The sequence below is a fragment of the Prevotella sp. Sow4_E9_plate genome, assembly GCF_052116205.1.
In the GTDB taxonomy this organism is placed as follows: Bacteria; Bacteroidota; Bacteroidia; order Bacteroidales; family Bacteroidaceae; genus Prevotella.
This window is the reverse complement of record NZ_JBQKLN010000020.1, coordinates 1-20,321: the sequence shown is the minus strand read 5'-3', so window position 1 is coordinate 20,321 and position 20,321 is coordinate 1. Positions and strand designations below refer to the sequence as shown.

Here is a 20,321-nt window from a genome sequence, read left to right as displayed (position 1 = left end):
TTATCACTTCATAAAGCTTTTTTTCGATGCTAAGCAGCAAAATCATGATACTTCTCCCTAATTTATGATACTTCGATGAGACTTCTCCCTCCGTTTCTAGAGAAGTCTCATTTTGTTAATGCGCTGTGTATTAATATTATAACCCTCAATTTTCAAGGTAGAATGATACTTTGATACTTTTTCCGAGGAAAAACTTTTTTGCGTACGATGTTTATCGGATTAAATTTGATAGCTTACGAAAATAATATGCAATGTCTGAATTTGGAGCAGTTTATCAAGCAAGTAAACTTCTTTTTCTCCATTGTGTACCCTAACACAATTTTTTTTGAAACTTTTTCGATAAAAGTTTTGTTGTTTCGATAATTTTCTATAATTTTGTAGGCAGTTAGCGGTTGAAATGTTTAAAAACATGAATTTCGCTGCGAAAGTCTCGAACCACGCCGAGCCTTTTCATATTTGCTTTAGCTTTATGATAGAGGAGAATAGGGTGGGAAAGAGACACGACATATATAAGGCGCATACTTGGCGCTTTGTTCACGACTGATAGAAACTTCGCAACTTTCAGATACTGTCATGGACTTAGCAGCGGTAGGTGTCTACGGGTGTGATTATATCACAGCCAATGGAGTATTGTATACCTATAATAATAGGTAAGATACTCCATGTGGTGGCGTATATCATATCGGCGTGGGCTCTAACGTTGTCTGTTCAGCAGTATCGGGCAATGCGAAGGCCTCTATCAGTGGGACAGACGACAGGCAGTTCCCACGCTTTTTTTATGTTCGTATGAAACTTTGATGTCTAATCGCACAGTGTTGATGGGGACGTATCTGCGCACATAAAAAAGCAAAATGTTAAATAAATCTTTAAAACTGCCTAGGATTGGTTCTTCTTTATTGATGTTTTTAGCCTCAATGAGTCTTGTTGGTAGCTTGTCAAGTTGTGGTGGAAATAAGGTGGATTTGAGTCCTAATCCACAAAACATCCAAGCTTACTACGAGAAAGACTCACAGCGAATGCCAAATGAGGGGAAGTGGGCTGCCTATTTTGATTTTTCTGGTGTTTATATAGCATATGATGACCCAGCTACTGCTCAAACCTTTAATGGTATCACACAGAAGGTTACAGGTTCATTGAATAATTATGACCTTTATTCATTGGCTAATGAAAAGATTGAAAAGTTGAATGGAAACGATTTGCATTCAGCTGCGAATATCTTTGCTCAACTACATAACCCTGCAGCTCAAGGCCAATTGTATGCTCCTATAGAAAAAACTCTCAAGAAAATTGTCGATGAGAATAGAAGTGCCTTATTGGTAACGGATTACGAGGAATATACACCAGGACATCAGATTTATCAACAAGCTTATGCTACTCCTTACTTTGAGGAATGGTTAAAGAGAGGTAAGGATATAACTTTCTTTGTAACAGATTACAAAGAAGGTGCTCTAGATAAACATCTTTACTATACTGTTTTTGATGACGAGAATCATCGCTTCTTGAAAGAAATTGAAGATGGTTTGCAAGGCAAGGCTCAGAACTATAAACGTTTTACGCTTTCTATGCATAACTACACTGTATTGCCAAAGAAAGGTGGAACAAGTGGTGCTTATGCAGGTCCTTGTATAGGCGGAACTTATCATGATGGAAACGGTGATGATGTAGTTACTGGCTCTGTGGAGAATGGAAAGGATGATGGCTTTAATTTCTTGCAGGGATCACGTGCCGAGTTGTATACTTTTGATGAGGATTGGCAAGCTATCGTGGAAAATGCTCGTGGCCAGCAGGAAGAAGAAATTCCTTTGCAATACCGATTCCGGCATTTGTTCCAAAATCTATATGCAGATTTTTCTAATGTCGATTCTTATCAAATAAAAGGTTTAGCGGCAAGAATGGCGGACATAGGAAAAGATTTTGACCTTTATATGAATTGGCATACAGCTATGCTATATAAACCTAAGACTACAATAGTTGAAGGAGAAAAAGAGATTAAAATGCCAACTGAAAGCTCTAACTTATATGATGAGCAAGGTAAACTTTTACCTAAGTTTGATTATGTAAAGTTGGGAGGTAGAAATATTGCGGATATTCAAGGAGTGGTAGCCTTTGATCAAAGTTTGTTCGCTCAATCTTTTGCCAAGACGAAAGGACATGATGTAGAGTTAGCAGTAGATTTGAATCCTCAGTTTGGTGGTGTTATAGCTGGTAATGAGGAACCTTCAGGTCTTTATCGCATAGACATTATTGTGGCTAAGGCAGAGCCAAATCTTGGTGTTCAAATAGATAACCTCTTCTCTTGGCCTGGCAATAATTGTCTCAGCTCTGCAATTAGAAATGTATTGCAGCATTGCAATCCTCAAGGTAGCTGTGTATATAGCTATTTTATCAGAATGAATCAATAACAATCGTATAACCATATAAAAAGAAAAAGTATGTCAGAAATTATCGTTCCTGTTTATATTTGTGCCTTGGTGGCATCGGTATTGGCTTTGGTGTTGGCTATCATTTTGTCCAACAATGTTGCTTATCAACCTAATCTGAGTGATGTAAGAAAACGTAAGGGGATATTCTGGTTCTCCAGTATTGTTGCACCTGTTGTTTCGGCGTTACTTGCGTTCTTGTTTGTATATATTGGTTTGAAGACAGGCTCTAAGAAAAGTACCTTTATGCTTCATATGTTTATCGGACTTTGTGTTTCGTGGGTGGTATATGTAGCACTTGGATTTGTGGTTTCTAAGGCAAACAAGCAAGGCAAGTTGGGTTCTTGGTTCTAATATGAGATTTCGATTATGAAAGATAATTTATTTGTTATAGCCATTGGTGGTACAGGGATGAGATGCTTGGAAGCATTTGTGCATCTCTGTGCAGTAGGTATGTTTGACAATGAAGAGATAAACATCCTTACCCTTGATACCGACCAAAGTAATGGCAATAAAGGTCGTGTGGAGCGATTGATAGAGTTATATAACAAGGTGAAGACTGATAATCCAGATTCTCCTGGTGGAAGTCCGAACTCCAATACTTTCTTCTCTTCCAAACTGAACCTTTATCGTTTCTATACAGATTATTCTATGGCAAACCGTAGTACTTATTCTAAATTGAGTGCTACACAGGGCGTAGGACAGGGCACGGAAGAAGATGACCATGATTTGGCAGACTTGTTCTTGGAGCATGATACGGTGCAAAGCTTTAATCTGGAGCATGGCTATCGTGCGCAAACACATTTGGGTTCAATGCTGATGTACCATGGCATTGTGGAGGCAGCTTGTCATTATGTGGCAAACAAAGCTAAGGCGACGGAGCCTGAGCTACAGTTGGCTGATTTTCTGACAGAATTGCAGAAGAGTGGAACAGGTGCTCGTGTCTTTGTGTTTGGTTCGGTATTTGGTGGAACTGGAGCATCTTCGATACCTGTGGTTCCAGAGGCTTTGAAAGAAGCAGGAAATATCATTTCCCAAAATACAATAGACTTCAATAAGGTGAAGTTTGGTGCCACTTTGCTTACGGAATATTTCAGTTTCCAATCTCCTTCGGATGCGCAGCGTAAGCAAGAAAAGCTGATAGCTTCTTCTGATTATTTTGCCATCAACTCACAAGCGGCTTTGCAGTTCTATCAGAACGACAAGACCGTGAAGGAGCGTTATAAGCGCCTCTATCATGTAGGTTGGCCAGCAAAAGACCTTAATGTCTCTGACAGCAATGGTGGTAATACAATCACTGGTGGTGCAGAACAGAAAAATGCTTGTCACGTGGTGGAATTGATGAGTGCTTGTGCTGCGTATGATTTCTTTACTATTGATGAGCAGAACTTACAGAATACATCTGCTCAATACCTATATCGTTCGGTAGAGTTGGATGATGCAAAGAACTTAACTTTCCGTGGTACGGATTTCGTAAGTCAATCCAAGGCCTCTGAGTTTATGCAAAAGTTGGGCTCGTTCTTGACGTTGGCGCATATCGTTCTATCTAAGCATGGTGGTGCTTTGTTGCAGAACAACGTGGAAGATAAAACGAGGGGTACTCGTGGCTTTATCGCTCGACTTGCGGAACAGGAAATTCCTGACTACAATGATATGAAAAAGGAACAGTCTAAGGAAATTGATGACTACATGAAGGAATTTGCTTATAGCACCGAGAATGGAACTATAAAGCGTGGATGGATTTATCAGGTATATAATTCTGTTCGTTTGGCAGGTGTAAGTCGTTTCTTGTTCCCTTCGAAAGTTTTTGAGGAAAATGTGATGTCTCTTGCTGCAATGGATCCATGTAAGGAGATTCAGGAAGAAAAGAAATCGGGCTTGTTTAAGACTGATAAGCGTACCGATTATGATGACTTCATCAAGAATCTTCCTAAGTGCCGTCCTGTAGATGAAAAGCAAAATGTAAGCACGATGAAGGAACGTTTCTTGGCACACATGTTTAATGCCATTAATATAACAATCCCTTTTAGTGCCAAATTATAAAAGTTTAAAAGATAAATCTTATGCCAGATATTAAAGCATTAGTAATCAATGTCAAACCTCGTAGCCAACAGCAAGGTGCTGCTGGCCAGTGGCAGGATTTGACCTCAAGCATACAGGCTTTTACACGAGATATAGAGACTCCATCCATTCAAGATGGGGTGGATGTTAGTGCTATCGTTTCGGGTGTGCCAACGGTCTTTGCTCGTGCCGACCTTTTCAATCATGCGCTTAATGAAATACAGACCATCCGCAAGGATGCTTCTGTAGGTCTTAACCAATATTATGTTAATCTTGTAGATGAATGGCGTGGTCTTATTGCTTGTATCGCCTTGAATAATACGGCAATAGAGATACGTCGTATCAACCTTGCCTATAGTGATGGCAAGGACATGAAAACTACGGAAAACATGTATGAGCCAAAAGGTGCTTTTGGCAACATGTTGATGAATGATCGTAGTCTTTGGACTGAGCAAGGTAAGGCTAAGAATGACCAAGTGCAGCCTTTCCTATACCTTATTAAATATAATAAGCAAGTGGTGGGTGCTACTTCGCCTCGCTCTCTGTTCTTTACTTCTGTGTCTTATGACATAGATAAGAATGCTGCGTTTGTTGACCCTACAACTCACCGTTTTACTGACCCTTTGCATAGTACGATTTCGGACGAACAGTTGCTCAACTTGTTTGCTTATGTAGATAAGTTGTTGCCTCGTATCAAGCAGTTGGAAGACTACTATAAGCAGGCTGGACTCACATACGAAGGAATCAAGGGCGAGTTGGGTACTTGGCGAAATGAGATTTTGAAACTTATACGTGACCGTAAGCTTGATGAGAATAAAGCAAGTTCCCTTCCTGTGCAAGGTTTTGGTTTGCCTTTTGGATTTCTCAATTACACTGAGGAACTTTATGGTTATAATGGTAATATAACCACGGCTCCTGATGCCGATGGTGTGTCAAAGGCATTCAAGCCAGAGGAACTTTTGTTGCCTAAAAATTCCAAGTTGCTTAGAGTTTGGCTCCCACGTGAGTATGAAAAAGGAGAAAAGGATATAGCGTCATTGCCTATCTTTTTGTTGAGGGCTCATAAGACAGGTAGCACGGATTATGCCTTCTTTGCCATTCCTTTGAGCCAAAAGGGATTGGTGGTGTTTGGCCGTAATGTGAGCACCTTGTTGGGTTATGCGCAAGTAGGCGTTAGTATCAATTCTCACATGGATGCTGAGTTTGATGAGGAAAAGTCTAATCTTTCAGTGCGTTTGACCATTTCTGTAACCGATGAAAATGGCGACCGCAAGGAGAAGACAATTCCTATAGAGTACAAGATTAGTGGCATTTTTAAGAGAAACAAAGATGTCGTGCTGTGGCCTAATTTTATATCCGATAAGTGGAATCGTTATTTCTTGTATTCGGAGATGCCACATAATGCTCGTCAAGAGGACTGCCAATACAGTGCAATTCCTTTTGTTGGTGATGAAAAGCAAGATAATGAGATTATTACCGATTATGATGGTAATATACAGTATCTTGCGGATAAAGGTGTCGCTTTAGGTGATGCCAAACTGTTGGTGACCAGTGATAGTCGTACTGCGACTCGCAAATATAAATATGAGATATTTGAGAGCAAGCATCCTTTCAGAGGTGTGCGCTTTACTCATATCACTGGTTGTGATAGTGGCTTTGTCTTGATACATTATAGCAGTACCTTGAATGCGAACGATGGCTTGCCAAAGGATATGCTTGATGTTAATCGAACATTGAGTGATGTTACCGTTGGTGTGGACTTTGGAAGTACTAATACTTCTGTAGCTTATCATGATGGGCAGATGCAATATGCAGAAGGCATACAGTTTACAGGACAGCGAGTTTCACTCTTTAAAGATTTGGGAGCTAATGCCAACCAAGCTCCAGCAGAGCGAAACGTACTCTTCTTCCAAAACGAAGAGTTGTATTCTAATGCCATTAAGAGTATTCTGGCTATCCATGATGACCAACGTTTGCCAAAGAATGAGATGGATGGTATCAATACCTTGCGCAGTGAGGCTGTGCAAGGAGGATTCCCATGCTTCTGTCGCCATTTGCCTGTAGACAATGTTACGGATGACACGATGACACTTGGTTTCCGAGAAGGTCAGAATATAGTGCAACTCATCCACAATATGAAGTGGAGCGATAGAGAGGAGGACAAGGCGCATAAGCAGGCATTCTTGTCTTCTCTGTTGTTGCATGTCTATGCGGAGTTGTTTGTCAAGGGATTTGTACCAAAGGTTCTTAGGTGGTCATATCCTTCGGCGATGGGCTATAATTTGATGTTGCAATATAATCAAATTTGGCGGTCATTGGAGCATGTTTCTCCTGTAGTAGATGCTATGGGAAATCCTGTTTCGTTGTCAGTGGCTACTGTACCAGGTTTGCAAATACATATAGGTGTTAGTGGGTTTGGTGTAAGTGATGAAGGTTCAAACACAATGTCAAACGATGGTTTTGATAGTGATAATCCATTTGGGGCAGGAGATCCGTTTGGCGGTGATCCTTTTGGTTCTATGGATGCCTTGGAATCTTCACAGGACGAAACGAATTCTTTCTCAAATTCTGCAAGTGCGTTTGATGATAGTGATAATCCTTTTGATTCATCCTCGGCTAAGCAAACGAGAAAAGAGCAGAAACCACTTGTTCCTCATCGTGAGCCATTCAAGTTTGAGTTCAAGGATATTGACACTAGTAAAGCTATGACGGAAGCTTGCGCTGTGGCTAACTTCCTATCATACAACATCAATAGTCCCAATGAGCTAACTTTCTGTTTTGATGTGGGTGGAAGCACGACGGATATATCGGTTATTTGCAAGGACAATGAGGCAAGTAAAATGCTGAAACAGAACTCCATTCGTTTTGCAGCCCAGAGAATATCTGCGGCAACGAAATCTATGGAGTCGCAGTTTGAGAAGGCTTTGACAAATGTCTGCCATCGCAACAACTTGAAATTTCTTGGATTTAATGATGGACCGAAACTCTATTCTGCAGCGACAGCTCCATATTATTTCGAGCAAGTGGTTGACCAATTGGATACAAAGCAACTTACGGAGTTCTATCAGATTCTATCAACAGAATGCCGTCCTTTGTTCTGTGTGGATATGTATGTAACAGGTCTTATTACCTACTATGCAGGACAGTTGGCTATAAAGTTGATAAAGGAAGCTCGTCAGTCAGACGAATTGTCTATGTTCAAGAATGATTGGAAACCCAAAGTGAAGATTATTTTTGCAGGTAAGGGCTCTCGTATCTTCGAGTGGTTATATACCATCAATAAGAATGTAGCGCAGAAATACTATATGGAGATGTTCTGTATGGGTATGGGTGGTGTGGAAACCGTCAAGTCAAATCTCGGTGGTTGGCCAAATATAGACATTCAGACGAAACAAGCAAATGATGTCAAGTTTGAGGTATCTAAGGGATTGGCAAAGACCATTGCAAGTCCATTGCAAATCTCGGATAAGGTTATCGAGATTGTAGGAGAAAACGGCTTCACTCTTTATAATAGTAGTACAGGCAAGGAAGAAGAGTTGACCTTTGCGGATAGTCTGTCTTCAGACTTTATGGAGAGTATAGGTGTTTGTTTCAAATCACCAGAAGCCTTGGATAAGAACAAGATGTGTTTCTATAATTTCTCTGGTATCTTCTATAAGTATGTGAATGGTCTTTTCGGAAAGGATATGGTGGATTTGTCCAAGATGATGAATGGCATCATGTCGATGGCGAATATCAATACTTATATCCAGAATCTTCCAGAGGTGCAGAAAGCTCGTCGTCAAGCAAAGTTTGACTATGTGGCTCCTATCATCATTCTCGAAGGTATGAAATTCTATGATGAGTTCTTGATGGACATATTTAAGAGTTGAAAACAGATAAAAACTGAAGAAAGTGAATTATTGCATATTGGTAACTATATCTCGTAATGGTATCTCCTTCCGCTATAACCGCATGGATGGCGACAATCGCTTTGTCGATTTTATGCAGGATGGCGGAGGCGAGATGCCTTTTGCCATAGAATGTGTAGGCAATGAGTTTGTGATAGGCAAGAGTGCATTGGAATCTGCAACCCAAAAACTTGCACCCAATGCTTTTGCTAACATTTTCGATACTTGCAAGGAAATGAGGACTTTCCGTTTTGCAGGTCGTGATGAGCAACTCAATAAATTGCCATTCTATGCCATCAAGCATTATATCAATAAAATCTTGCAAAACTGTTTTTATGGAGTGGTTGGGAATATAGATAGTAATGTGTCTAAGTTGCCGTTGGTGTTCCTTTTTGCTCCAGAACTGGATACGGATAAAAAACTCTTTATCAGTAGTCCATTTGAAAAAGGGGGCTTTCAGAATATGTGCTCAATAAGTTACCATCAGCTCTTGTTGCCAGTAGTCATGGGAACTATTCCTGAAAAACAAAGGGCAAAGGTTGCTATTATGGTTTCGGTAGATAAGAATGACTTGCTTTTGCAATTTTATGATGCTGAAACGAAGGAATCGCTGATGGATTCCATTAGAATAGAAGGGCAGGGAAGCGACCCAAGATTGAAACAGGCAAAGGATTTGATTTGGGCAGGACTTTATAGTTATAACTATCAGCCTCGTGAACCGGAGGAAGATATATTGCGAGAAGCAGCATTGCGATTTCTCAATAGTAATGTGAGGATGGTTAATGAAGAATTGTGTATGAGCGATGGCTCAATGCAAGATTATTGTCTGTCTCGGGATGACTTGGATATGTCTGCTATAGGTGAGGCTACTAGATTGGTTTCTCATCATTTGAATGAGGCGTTGAATCATAATGGCTTGAATGTAAGTCAATGCCAAGTTATTTTGGTGGGAAAAGCTGCTACAGACTATTTTGAGAATATCTTTGGTCAGATGCCATTGGCTTATCCTGCTAAAAAGGTAACAGATAAAGAGAAGAACTTGATGCTAGACCGATTGCTCGGTTTGGTGAGAAAGGCAGATTATCAGGTAAGTAATTTGTTTGCTTCGACTCCTAAGGCTAAGGATATACCTGTAGATTCAAAAGCAACTACTGTAGATTCAGAATTACCTGTGGAAGATGTGCCAGTTCCAACTTCGGCTGACAAAAGAAAGGTTCGTGTTATGAAGGCTGATATAAACGCAAAACTTCGTGTAAATGACATGAAGGGTGCTTATGCAGTTTATGATCAACTGAAAGGATGGATCGCTCAAAAAGGCTTTATAGAATGGGATGAGGAACTGAGTCGGTTGGCAGAAACGATGGGTGGCCTGAAAAGGAATGAGAAAAAGACTTCTGAAAGGAAAGAAAAGATAACTTCTGTTCCCCAGTCTGTTTCTGATTCTCCAAAGAAAGTTCCAGTCGTTGATATGAAAAAAATACGGCGAGAATTTCATAGAGAGACAGCTGACATAAAAGCTTTAGCTCGAACAGGTAGAAAGGATGATGCTAGAATAGCATTAGATAAATTGGAAGCACGGTTGCATCGTGATGACATCCATGAGTTTGATACAGCTTTGGCAGACATAAGAAAGGAATATTGCTTGGAAAAAGATGTCGCAAAGAGAAAAGAGGTTGAACCTGTTAAAAAGAAAATGTCGGAAGCAGAGAAGCTACTACAAAAGGGATTATTTGCAGAAGCAAAGCGTAAATTTGCATCAGAGGAAGGTAATTCTGAGATGGCGCAGGTTTGTTCTAAATTGATAAGAGCAAAGCGCAATATTGCATCGTATGTTAGTGGAATCGATTCCGTTCGTCGTAGTCGTAATATGACAAGTAAGCAGAATGCTATCCGAGAGTTGGAAAATGGTATGGCTCTTTATCGTCAGTATGGCTTGTCCACGTTGGAGATAGAGCAATTAATAGAACAATATCAAACAATATAATTAACAATTAAAATCGTAAGATTATGGCTAGATTTCAAATTGAGAAAGGTGAGCGCTTTGTGCTTGACAAGAGTGAGGGATTAGAGAAGGTACAGATTGACCTTAACTGGAAGTCTGGCGCAGACTTGGATGCGTCTGCTTTCCTTGTTGGTGCCGATGGCATGATAATGGATGATGCCGACTTCGTTTTCTACAACTCTAATCGTCGTGCTAACCCTGAGACTGGTGAGGTAGAGCCTTTTAACAAGGCTGTTCATGGCAATAAAGTTCATTGGCGTACTGCTACAGTTCCTGTTTCTGCAGATGGTTCTGTCCTTGGCTCTTCAGATGACCTTGGCGATGATGAGGAAGGTGATGAGGCTGGTGAGACTATGCACGTGGATCTTTCTAAGGTGAGTCCAAAAGTTCAAGAAATCATCTTTTGTGTTACAATCTATCATGGGGACAAAGATGGAGTGACCTTTGGGGCAGTTCGTGAACCTTCTATTACCATTTCTAATGAGGAGACTGGTGAGGAGCTTTGTAAGTATAATCTTAAGGAAAATTTCTCCACAGAGACTGCAGTTGAAGCAGCTAAGCTAGTTTGTAATGATGAGGGTGAATGGGAATTTGAAGCCGTAGGTGAAGGCCACGATGGTGGCATGCAGACTCTCATTGATATTTATGCATAATAAATTTTCAAACGATTACGACTATGGGAAGATTTAATTTGTCAAAAGGAGAACGTTTTAAAATAGCCAAATCGGAAGGGTTGAGTAAAATCAAGGTGGTATTGGATTGGAATTCCGATGCCGACCTTGATGCTTCAACTTTTCTTTGTGGCGATGAGGGCGTGATACTTGATGATGCCGGCTTCGTGTTCTATAATTCAGAGAATCGAGAGCAACCATTTGACCGTGCGGTGTTTGGTAACAAGCGTAAGTGGATGGCTGAAACACGTCCAATGTCAAGTGATGGAGCAGTTCTAGGTTCTCTTGATGATCGTAATGGCGGTTCGGGGGAACAGATTGATGTGGATTTGGACAAAGTTGATCCAAATGTTTGTGAAATTGTCTTTGTTGTGTCAATACATGATGAAGGAATGACTTTTGGCGATGTTAAAGAAGCTTTTATCAGTGTAGTTAATGCAGTGAACGATGAAGAGCTTTGCAGATACGAGCTAAATGAGGCTTTCACAGAAGAAACAGCATTGTCTGTTGCCAAACTTGTTGTAAATGAGGATGGTGATTGGGAGTTTGAAGCTGTTGGTGTTGGTCATGTTGGTGGCTTGGAAACTCTCATAGACATCTATGCTAGTTAATGAATTAAAAAGTTGTAGTTATGGCTGATAATAAAAAGCAAAGAAAATCGACACGTTCCTTTAATATGGAGAAACATGTTGAGCGACACTTCGATATAGAAAAGGAGCAAGTTCCTGTATTGGATGCTCCTCAAAATAAAACTATAGATGTGCAAACGCAAGAAACAGATGGTGGCAATAATGGAAATGGTAGCAAGAACAAGATGGTTGCTATTATTGCTGTTATAGTTTTGATTGTTGTTGCTTTTGTTGCTTACAGAAGTTGTGGAACAAATGAACCAAAGGTAGATGAGCTTACTAACACGATAGTTTCTGATTCTACAGAAAAAGCTGATACAACCTCAAATGAAGAGAAATCTGCAAGTCCTATAAGTGAGCAATCACAATTAACATCAAGTGAGGTAAGTTCTGAAACTGGAACAAACGCAGAATCAGATAATACATCTGCAGTACCAACTACCAAAAGTGAATCATCAGGAAAAAGTATAGAAGAAAAAGCTATGCAAGTTTGGGATGGTGTTTATGGCAATGGAACTGAAAGAAAGTCAAAGTTGGGTTCTGATTATAAGGCTGTTCAGAAGCGTGTGAATGAAATGTATCGTAACGGATACAGACATTAAAATGATATATTTGGACAGAAGGGTAATACTGAGCCCTCTGTCCAAATTATTTTTAATGTTTAAATTTGTTTTGAAAATATGGAACAAAGACATCATTACACAGGCTTAACTGATGCTCAATTGTTAGAATGCTGTAATAAACATGGTGCTAATAACTTGACACTGCCAGAGAAAGGAAACATTTCTTAGAGAAGTTTGGCGCCCCTATCATTATCATTCTGCTGTAGCAGGAGTGTTGTCAATCGGTATTTTTTGCTATGAGTTTTGGGGATTGCATGAACGTGCCGAGACATACTTTGAGTCAGTTGGTATCTTGGTGCCAATTGAGTTGTGGTTTGTATTCCCTCTTTTAGTTGATGGATATAAATAATCTTAAGGCTTGGTGTTTGGTGAGTCACATCATGGCAGTGTTAATATTGGTTTTAGTGATTTATCGAGAATTCTTATAACATGAAGAAAAAGTTTTTGTACTCTATATTCATTTTGTCATTATTGTCTTCTTGCTCTCTTACAGGAAATGGTAAGCAAGGTGACATTAATGGTGTAACTCCTGTACAGGAAAACTTGAAATTACAAGGTTGGGAGTTCAATGATTCAGAAAGAGGACTATTTGAAGAATCTATGGGAGTAAAACCTATATATGGTTTCCTGGACAACTATTCTGATATAGCGGTGAAACCAGACTTTAGTGTGGCAATCAAAATTGTGAGTCTTGAAGAGCATAAATGTCATCGTTATGTCTTTGTACCAGAAGTTCAAACGGTGAAAGTTAATGATTTTTTACAAGGTAAATATTATCTACAATCTTTATAGTTATGAATAAGAGTTTTTTGTATTATGTTATAGCATTGCTGTTGTCTTTTTGTACGAATAGCTTTGGGTTTACAAAGTATGTTACTAATAATCTTAATTTGCGGTATGAGGCAAATGCGCATTCGTATGTTCTGACGGTTATACCTAAAGGGACAGCAGTAACTATAGATGAAGATTGTAATTGCTCTTGGGTCTTTGTGGAGTATAATGGGTATGTAGGTTATGTTTCAACTAAATATTTATCAAAGAATCCTGTATCTCACAAATTTAAACCAAATATCTCTAGACGTAAAATCACATCCTATAATCCCACTAATAGTAGGGTACGTTCAAATAGAGTTCGATATTATACGAATAAGTATGGTAATCGTGTTCAGTCACCGACAATATACAATTCTAAACCTGCTGGGGCTACAGCTCTTTGTAGAGATGGTACATATAGCTTTAGCCAAAATAGAAGGGGTACCTGTTCGCATCATGGTGGGGTAGCTATATGGTACTGAATTTTAATGTAAAAGTAACGTAAATTTAAATATTATGGTTGAATTTTTATCAATACTTGTAGCGGTAGTTTTGTTCTGTTATTTCTTAAGTAATAAAAAGAAAAAAAACATAGAGGAAAAAGAGATGGATGGTGTTGTCAACACTAACACTTCGAAGACTTTTAATGATAGACGTTGGAATCCCTCTGTTCGAAATCGAGATTCTTATACTGGAAGAATCGTTGTTGCGTTGAAGTGGATGGGGGATGACAATTTGGATCTAGCTGCATTTATACTTAGTGAGACTGGTAAAATTGCATCAGATTCTGATTTTGTTTACTATAATTCGAAATGTAAAATAGAAGGAAAATTCCCTTCTAATTTGGAAGAAACCGTTTTTCTTGCAGAGGAACATGCTCTCTATATGGAAGAGCATACAGATTATAACTGTGAAGCGATATGTATAGATTTTGATAGGATTGATGCTGATAAAGTTTCAGCTATAAAGTTGGTTTCTTGCAATTATGATAAAGAAATAGCTTTCAAACATATTGATTCTGTTGAGGTTTGTATATGTGACGATGGTTTAAAGGAAGTTTGGGGAGAGTTTACTCTCAACAATCTCAGCAAAAGCAAAGGTAATGCTTTAGATATAGGTTCATTTGTGTATGATAGAGGTAAAGGTTCTTGGATTTATAAGCCCAAAATGGTTATTCAAAATGGGTGGTGGAATGAATTCATAAACATTTATACTTGATGTTGATTAGAAATCTTTCTAGTAAAAATATATAATAAAATATTATGAGACAATTTATTTTATCAATATTAGTCTTGTGTTCTTCAGTCATGTTGGCTGATAACATCAAACGCCCTGATAGCTATAATTATAGTCGGGGCGTAGAAGCTATCAATAACAATAATGCGGAGGAGGCTCTTGATTATCTGAACAAAGAAATCAATGAGCATCCGGATAACGGCTATGCTTTTGCATGGATAGCTTTGGTGAGAAATTATAACGAAGAGTTTGGACGGGCTTTGACGGCAGCCAATATTGCAGTGAAGAAGATACCATCCAAAGATAAGGAGTATAAGGCTTTTGCCTATGGTACAAGAGCTAAAGTGTATTTAAACTTGGAAGATACGATACAAGCTTTGAAAGATTATAGCCAGGCGATAAATGTTATGCCAGATGATGACCGTCTTTATAATCAAAGGGCACAAGTGTATTATGAGCAAGAAAAATATGATTTGGCAGATAAGGATTATCAAAAGATGATTTCTTTGAAAGCTGGTGACGTGATGGGCTATATGGGTATCGGCAGAAATGCAAATGCCCAGAAACGATATGGGGATGCCATCAAGCAATTTGATTACGTTGTAAAGTTGGACCAGAACTACTCTTCTGCGTATTCTTTCCGTGCTGAGAGCTATATCGGATTGAAGAAATATAACGAGGCAATTGATGATGTGATAACGGCATTGGGTATAGATAAAGATAGAAAAGCCTTTTATGAATTGCAAGAGTTAGCTGATTCTGCATTTGAACAAACAGTGGCAAAACTAAAGGCTCAAAAAATAAAAGAGCCAAATGAGCAAAGTTGGGCCTATGATTTGGGTGTAGTGTATGAAAGAGCTGCTAAGTATAACAAGGCTATTGCATACTACAAGGAATCTTTGGAGAAAGAATCTAATATCATAACAGCAAGTCGCATATCAAGTTGTTATGATGATTTGGGTGATTATGACAAGGCTTTGGAATATTGCGACCAAGCGATTGCTTTGGATTCAGTAAAATCAGATTATTTGTATCAAAAGGCAAATATTCTTGATAATGCAGGGCGTTCAAAGGAAGCCATAAGGGTAATGGGGGAATATATCGCCAATAATCCTGATATGGCAGAAGGCTATTATAGAAGAGGTTGGTTTGAAGACCATTCTGGTAATGTTGAAGAAGCTATTGAAGACTATACCATGGCAATTACCTTGCAGCCAAATGTGGCTTATGCGTATTTGAATAGGGGTGTTCTATATCGTTTGAAAGGTGAAAATGCTAAGGCTGAGTCTGATTTCAAGCAAGTCGTTCGTTTGGATTCTATACCAGAAGAAGCTGAATGCTCTTTTTATGCTTATTATTACTTGGGACAGAAAGATAAGGCTATAGAGATTTTGAATACAATGCTTGATAAAGATAAAAAGGGTAATTGTTATGATGCTGCATGTCTTTACTCTGTAATGGGAGAGAAAGAAAAAGCTCTTTCGTATCTTCGCCAGTCTTTGGAGGATGGTTATAGACGCTTTGCTCACATCAAGCGTGACCGTGATTTGAATAATATACGCAATACAGAAGAATTTAAGGTCTTACTGAAAGAGTTTGAAGAAAAGCATCTGCAGGAGATAGCCGCTGATGCAGATGGGGATGATTCTGCATACGAATTGAAAGTAGAAGAGATTCCATTTACAAAAGAGGGTGGTGTTTGCAAGGTGAAGTGTGCTATCAACGGCTTGCCTTTGCATTTCATCTTTGATACAGGTGCTACTGATGTTTCTATTTCTTCTGTTGAGGCCACGTTTATGGCAAAGAACGACTTTTTGTCTTCTTCAGACATTATCGGGAAACAGAACTATCAGACTGCTGATGGAAACATAACTGAAGGTACGGTTATCAATTTGAAAGATGTAAAACTCGGTTCTTTACATCTGAATAACATCAAGGCATCTGTTGTTCGCAATCAGGCTGCCCCTTTGCTTCTAGGACAAAGTGTTCTGAGTAAATTGGGAAAGATAGAAATAGACAATACGAAGAATGTGTTGCGTATTACACATAAGCAAAAAATCAATTAAATACAATTATAGTATGGAACAAAAACATCATTACACAGGCTTGACCGATGCCCAAGTGCTCGAAAGCCGTAGTAAACATGGTGCCAATGTCTTGACACCACCAGAGAAAGAACCTTTATGGAAACAATTCCTAGAGAAGTTTGGCGACCCTCTGATTATCATTTTGCTGATAGCCGGAGTGTTGTCTATCGGCATTTCTTGCTATGAGTTTTGGGGATTGCATGAAGGTGCAGAGACATTCTTTGAGCCAGTTGGTATTTTTGTGGCTATCTTGCTTGCCACTGGTATCGCCTTTGTCTTTGAGTTAAAGGCTGATAAGCAGTTCTCGGTTCTCAACCAAGTTAATGACGACGAAATGGTAGAGGTAATCCGAAATGGAAACACAACTTCTATCAAGAAGAAAGATGTCGTTGTTGGTGATATTGTCGTGTTGAATACAGGTGAGGAGATTCCTGCTGATGGTGAACTTTTAGAGGCGGTTACCTTGAATGTTGATGAGTCTTCTTTGACAGGTGAGCCTATTTGCCATAAGACAATTCATGAACAAGAGTTTGATAAGGATGCAACATTCCCTTCTAACCATGTGATGCGTGGTACAAAGGTGATGGAAGGCCATGGTATTTTCAAAGTTTTGGCAGTTGGCGACAAAACGGAAAATGGTAAAGTCTTTGAGGCAGCACAGATAGATGATAGTGTTCGCACACCATTAAATGAACAGTTGGATGGATTGGCAGACTTGATAACCAAGTTGAGTTATATTTTCGCTGCGCTTATTATCGTTCTCAAACTGATGGTGTTCTTCAGTTGGAGTCCTATTGTTTTGACATTGGCGGTTCCTACAGGCATCTTCTTCTGGATGGTTATTAAAAAGTTTGACGACTGGAGTTGGAAGGTTGTTGTTCCATCAATCATTGGCTATTTTGTGATAGTGATGGGTATGGTAGTTTATTTCCATGATACTTTGATGCCGAGTGAGCAAATAGCTAAGTTGATTACATATACGTTGGATACCTTGATGATTGCAGTAACACTTGTGGTTGTTGCGGTACCAGAAGGTTTGCCAATGGCTGTTACTTTAAGCTTGGCTTATAGTATGACTAGAATGATGAAGACCAACAATTTAGTTCGTAAAATGCATGCTTGTGAGACGATGGGTGCTACGACTGTTATCTGTACCGATAAGACTGGTACTTTAACACAAAATCAGATGCAAGTGCATGATACCAATTTCTATGGTCTTTCTGCTCAGACGTTGGGTAATGATAAGGAAAGTTTGTTGATAGAGGAAGGTATCGCTGTCAATTCAACTGCTTCTTTGGATTATTCAGATGTTGAGGCTGTAAAAGTATTGGGTAATCCTACGGAGGGCGCTTTGCTTCTTTGGCTCAAGAAGGCTGGCGTTGATTATCTGAATCTACGTGAGTCTGCTGAGGTTTTGGAGGAGTTGCCTTTCTCTACGGAGCGTAAGTATATGGCAACAATTGTTAAGTCTTCCTTGTTTGAAGGCAAGACAATTCTCTATGTCAAGGGTGCTCCTGAAATTGTAAGTGGTTTGTGCAAGAATATCGAGAACAATGTTTCTAAAACTGATATTGAGAATCAGTTGGTTGAATATCAGAACCAAGCTATGCGTACCCTCGGCTTCGCTTATCAAACAATTGATAGTAAGGCTGACGTATTCAAGGATGGTAAGGTTGTGGCTGATAATTTAACCTTTATGGGTGTTGTGGCTATCAGCGACCCTGTTCGTCTGGATGTTCCTGCAGCCGTTGCAGAATGTATGAATGCCGGTATTAATGTGAAGATTGTTACTGGTGATACTCCTGGTACAGCTAAGGAAATCGGTCGCCAAATTGGTCTGTGGACAGCAAAGGATGGTGATAAGAATATTATTACTGGTCCAGAGTTTGCTGCTCTTTCTGATGGAGAGTTGGATAAGAGAGTCTTGGATTTGAAGATAATCTCTCGTGCTCGTCCTATGGATAAGAAACGATTGGTTGAGGCTTTGCAAAGAAAGAACCAAGTCGTTGCTGTTACTGGTGACGGAACCAACGATGCCCCTGCTTTGAAGGCTGCTCATGTTGGTTTGTCTATGGGTGATGGTACTTCTGTAGCAAAGGAGGCATCTGATATTACCATTATTGATAACTCATTTAGTAGTATTGGTAAGGCGGTGATGTGGGGACGTTCACTCTATCAGAATATCCAACGTTTCTTGCTCTTCCAGTTGACTGTGAATGTGGCTGCTTGCTTTATCGTTCTTTTTGGCGCATTTATGGGTGAGGAAAGTCCACTTACCGTAACTCAGATGCTTTGGGTAAACTTGATTATGGATACTTTTGCTGCAATGGCATTGGCATCTTTGCCTCCATCAGAGAGTGTGATGAATGATAAACCTAGAGATAGAAATGCCTTTATCTTAAATAAGGCGATGTATCAGAACATCTTGGGTGTAGGTGGATTCTTCTTTGTGTTGCTGCTTGTATTACTTTATGTCTTTGAGCATTCGAATGTTACGCAGTTAACAGATTTACTCAACGTTCAGTTAGGTGCATCTGATGGTCTTACTCCTTACGAGTTGACCTTATTCTTCACCATCTTCGTGATGACTCACTTCTTCTATCTCTTCTGTGCAAGAGCATTTGAGACAGGTAAGAGTGCGCTTCATTTCAAGGGATGCAAGGGCTTGTTGATTATTGCAACTATCATTTTAGCTGGTCAGATTGCTATGGTAGAGATTCCTGGTTTGCAGAATTTCTTCAATGTAACTGGTTTGAAGTTTGAGGATTGGGTAATCATCATCGTTGGTTCTTCGCTTGTGCTTTGGATTCGTGAAATCTGGAGTTTGCTAAAGAAAATCTAAAATAAAATAGAAGGAGTTGCGTTATTCTTTAAGATAGAAGGCGCAACTCTTTTTTGTCAATTCCTAAAATATATAAAGATATGTCTAAGTTTAAAATACCAGGAGTGTCATTCTCCTTAAATCGGGCTTTAGGAATCACGCAAGCAAAACAAAAGTTTGCTCGTGAGACAGGTATTCCAACCTCAAAGGCAGGATTGGAAAGAAAAATTGGTAAGATGGTTCTGAAGGCATTGTTTGGAAAATAATATGAGTAATAACAATAATAAACAGTTAGGTGAAGCTCCTTGGCTTCATGTAATTATTTCCACAGGATTAGGCACAGGTTTTGTACCTAAAGCACCTGGTACAGCAGGTGCTTTCCTGGCTTTGCTCATTTGGATAGGTCTTTATTATGTCCTTTCTCCGATAGGGTTGATGGTGGCTACAATTTTATTGGTTGTTAGTTCTTTGTTGATTGGAGTCTGGACTGATAATGTGATGGAGAAATATTGGGGTGAAGACCCAAGGGCTGTCGTAATTGATGAGTTCTTTGGAACGTGGGTTGCAGCTTTAGCTGCTGTTTGTGTAGATGGTTCAGCTTATGTCTCAATATCCCTTGCTACAATAGGTTTTGTGTTGTTTCGAGTGATAGATATAACTAAACCGCTTGGTTGCAGATGGATAGACCGGAATATTCATGGTGGATGGGGCTGTATGCTTGACGATGCATTGGCTGGCTTCTATGCATTTATTGTAACATTAATAATCAGATATTTCCATCTAGTAGAAAATATTCATGGGACATTTAACTTGTAAAAAAGTACCAACAACTGGTATCATTGGAGCAATCGCTGGCGATTGCTTCGGGGCTGCGTATGAATTTCATCCAGTAAAGCATGGGGACTTCGATATATACAAAGAGCCTCGTTTTACGGATGATATGCATTGTAGTAACTATGCTGCCCCTCAAAAAGTAGACACAGAAAGGTGGAAAACTGATGGAAAATGATTACCTTTGCAAGCAGATAGAGTTGTGTGCCCTGTAGAGAGGGCGTAGCCCGAACGTAA

Annotated in this window: 15 protein-coding genes; all 15 read left to right on the top strand. The window is 39.4% G+C overall.

Annotated features, from left to right (window positions below; translation table 11 throughout):
* Positions 1-851: 851 nt before the first annotated feature.
* The 15 genes from ACTQ53_RS09435 to ACTQ53_RS09365 all read left to right on the top strand — a co-directional run bounded on the left by ACTQ53_RS09435 (position 852) and on the right by ACTQ53_RS09365 (position 20,069).
* Positions 852-2,402, top strand: a complete 1,551-nt coding sequence (locus ACTQ53_RS09435; protein WP_441932826.1) for a hypothetical protein — start codon at positions 852-854, stop codon at positions 2,400-2,402.
* A gap of 30 nt (positions 2,403-2,432) precedes the next feature.
* The gene (locus ACTQ53_RS09430; protein ID WP_044080479.1) at positions 2,433-2,774 is read left to right on the top strand and encodes a hypothetical protein; all 342 of its coding nucleotides are present in this window, start codon (positions 2,433-2,435) and stop codon (positions 2,772-2,774) included.
* Positions 2,775-2,789: 15 nt separating this feature from the next.
* Positions 2,790-4,463 carry a hypothetical protein gene (locus ACTQ53_RS09425; RefSeq protein ID WP_441932825.1) on the top strand — a complete coding sequence of 558 codons (1,674 nt, stop codon included), beginning with the start codon at positions 2,790-2,792 and terminating at the stop codon, positions 4,461-4,463.
* Between the two features lie 20 nt (positions 4,464-4,483).
* On the top strand, positions 4,484-8,353 hold the full coding sequence (locus tag ACTQ53_RS09420) for a hypothetical protein (RefSeq protein WP_441932824.1): 3,870 nt from the start codon (positions 4,484-4,486) through the stop codon (positions 8,351-8,353).
* Positions 8,354-8,435: 82 nt separating this feature from the next.
* Positions 8,436-10,355, top strand: coding sequence for a hypothetical protein (locus ACTQ53_RS09415; RefSeq protein WP_441932823.1), 1,920 nt, complete (start codon positions 8,436-8,438; stop codon positions 10,353-10,355).
* A gap of 23 nt (positions 10,356-10,378) precedes the next feature.
* Entirely contained in the window at positions 10,379-11,026 is a 648-nt protein-coding gene (locus ACTQ53_RS09410; protein WP_441932822.1) for a TerD family protein, read from the top strand.
* 23 nt (positions 11,027-11,049) lie between these two features.
* Positions 11,050-11,655, top strand: a complete 606-nt coding sequence (locus tag ACTQ53_RS09405) for a TerD family protein (RefSeq protein ID WP_441932821.1) — start codon at positions 11,050-11,052, stop codon at positions 11,653-11,655.
* A gap of 20 nt (positions 11,656-11,675) precedes the next feature.
* Positions 11,676-12,275 carry a hypothetical protein gene (locus ACTQ53_RS09400; protein WP_441932820.1) on the top strand — a complete coding sequence of 200 codons (600 nt, stop codon included), beginning with the start codon at positions 11,676-11,678 and terminating at the stop codon, positions 12,273-12,275.
* A 450-nt stretch (positions 12,276-12,725) separates the two neighbouring features.
* Positions 12,726-13,088 (top strand): hypothetical protein, encoded by a 363-nt coding sequence (locus ACTQ53_RS09395; RefSeq protein ID WP_441932819.1) that lies wholly within the window; start codon positions 12,726-12,728, stop codon positions 13,086-13,088.
* 2 nt (positions 13,089-13,090) lie between these two features.
* A complete protein-coding gene (locus ACTQ53_RS09390) occupies positions 13,091-13,591 on the top strand; it encodes a DUF3761 domain-containing protein (protein WP_441932818.1) in 501 nt (166 codons plus the stop codon).
* Between the two features lie 34 nt (positions 13,592-13,625).
* Positions 13,626-14,327, top strand: a complete 702-nt coding sequence (locus tag ACTQ53_RS09385; protein ID WP_441932817.1) for a TerD family protein — start codon at positions 13,626-13,628, stop codon at positions 14,325-14,327.
* A 44-nt stretch (positions 14,328-14,371) separates the two neighbouring features.
* Positions 14,372-16,411 carry a tetratricopeptide repeat protein gene (locus ACTQ53_RS09380; RefSeq protein ID WP_441932816.1) on the top strand — a complete coding sequence of 680 codons (2,040 nt, stop codon included), beginning with the start codon at positions 14,372-14,374 and terminating at the stop codon, positions 16,409-16,411.
* Positions 16,412-16,424: 13 nt separating this feature from the next.
* On the top strand, positions 16,425-19,274 hold the full coding sequence (locus ACTQ53_RS09375) for a cation-translocating P-type ATPase (protein ID WP_441932815.1): 2,850 nt from the start codon (positions 16,425-16,427) through the stop codon (positions 19,272-19,274).
* Positions 19,275-19,354: 80 nt separating this feature from the next.
* Positions 19,355-19,519 (top strand): hypothetical protein, encoded by a 165-nt coding sequence (locus ACTQ53_RS09370; protein ID WP_167639501.1) that lies wholly within the window; start codon positions 19,355-19,357, stop codon positions 19,517-19,519.
* A gap of 1 nt (position 19,520) precedes the next feature.
* Positions 19,521-20,069, top strand: a complete 549-nt coding sequence (locus tag ACTQ53_RS09365; protein WP_441932814.1) for a phosphatidylglycerophosphatase A family protein — start codon at positions 19,521-19,523, stop codon at positions 20,067-20,069.
* Positions 20,070-20,321 lie beyond the last annotated feature (252 nt).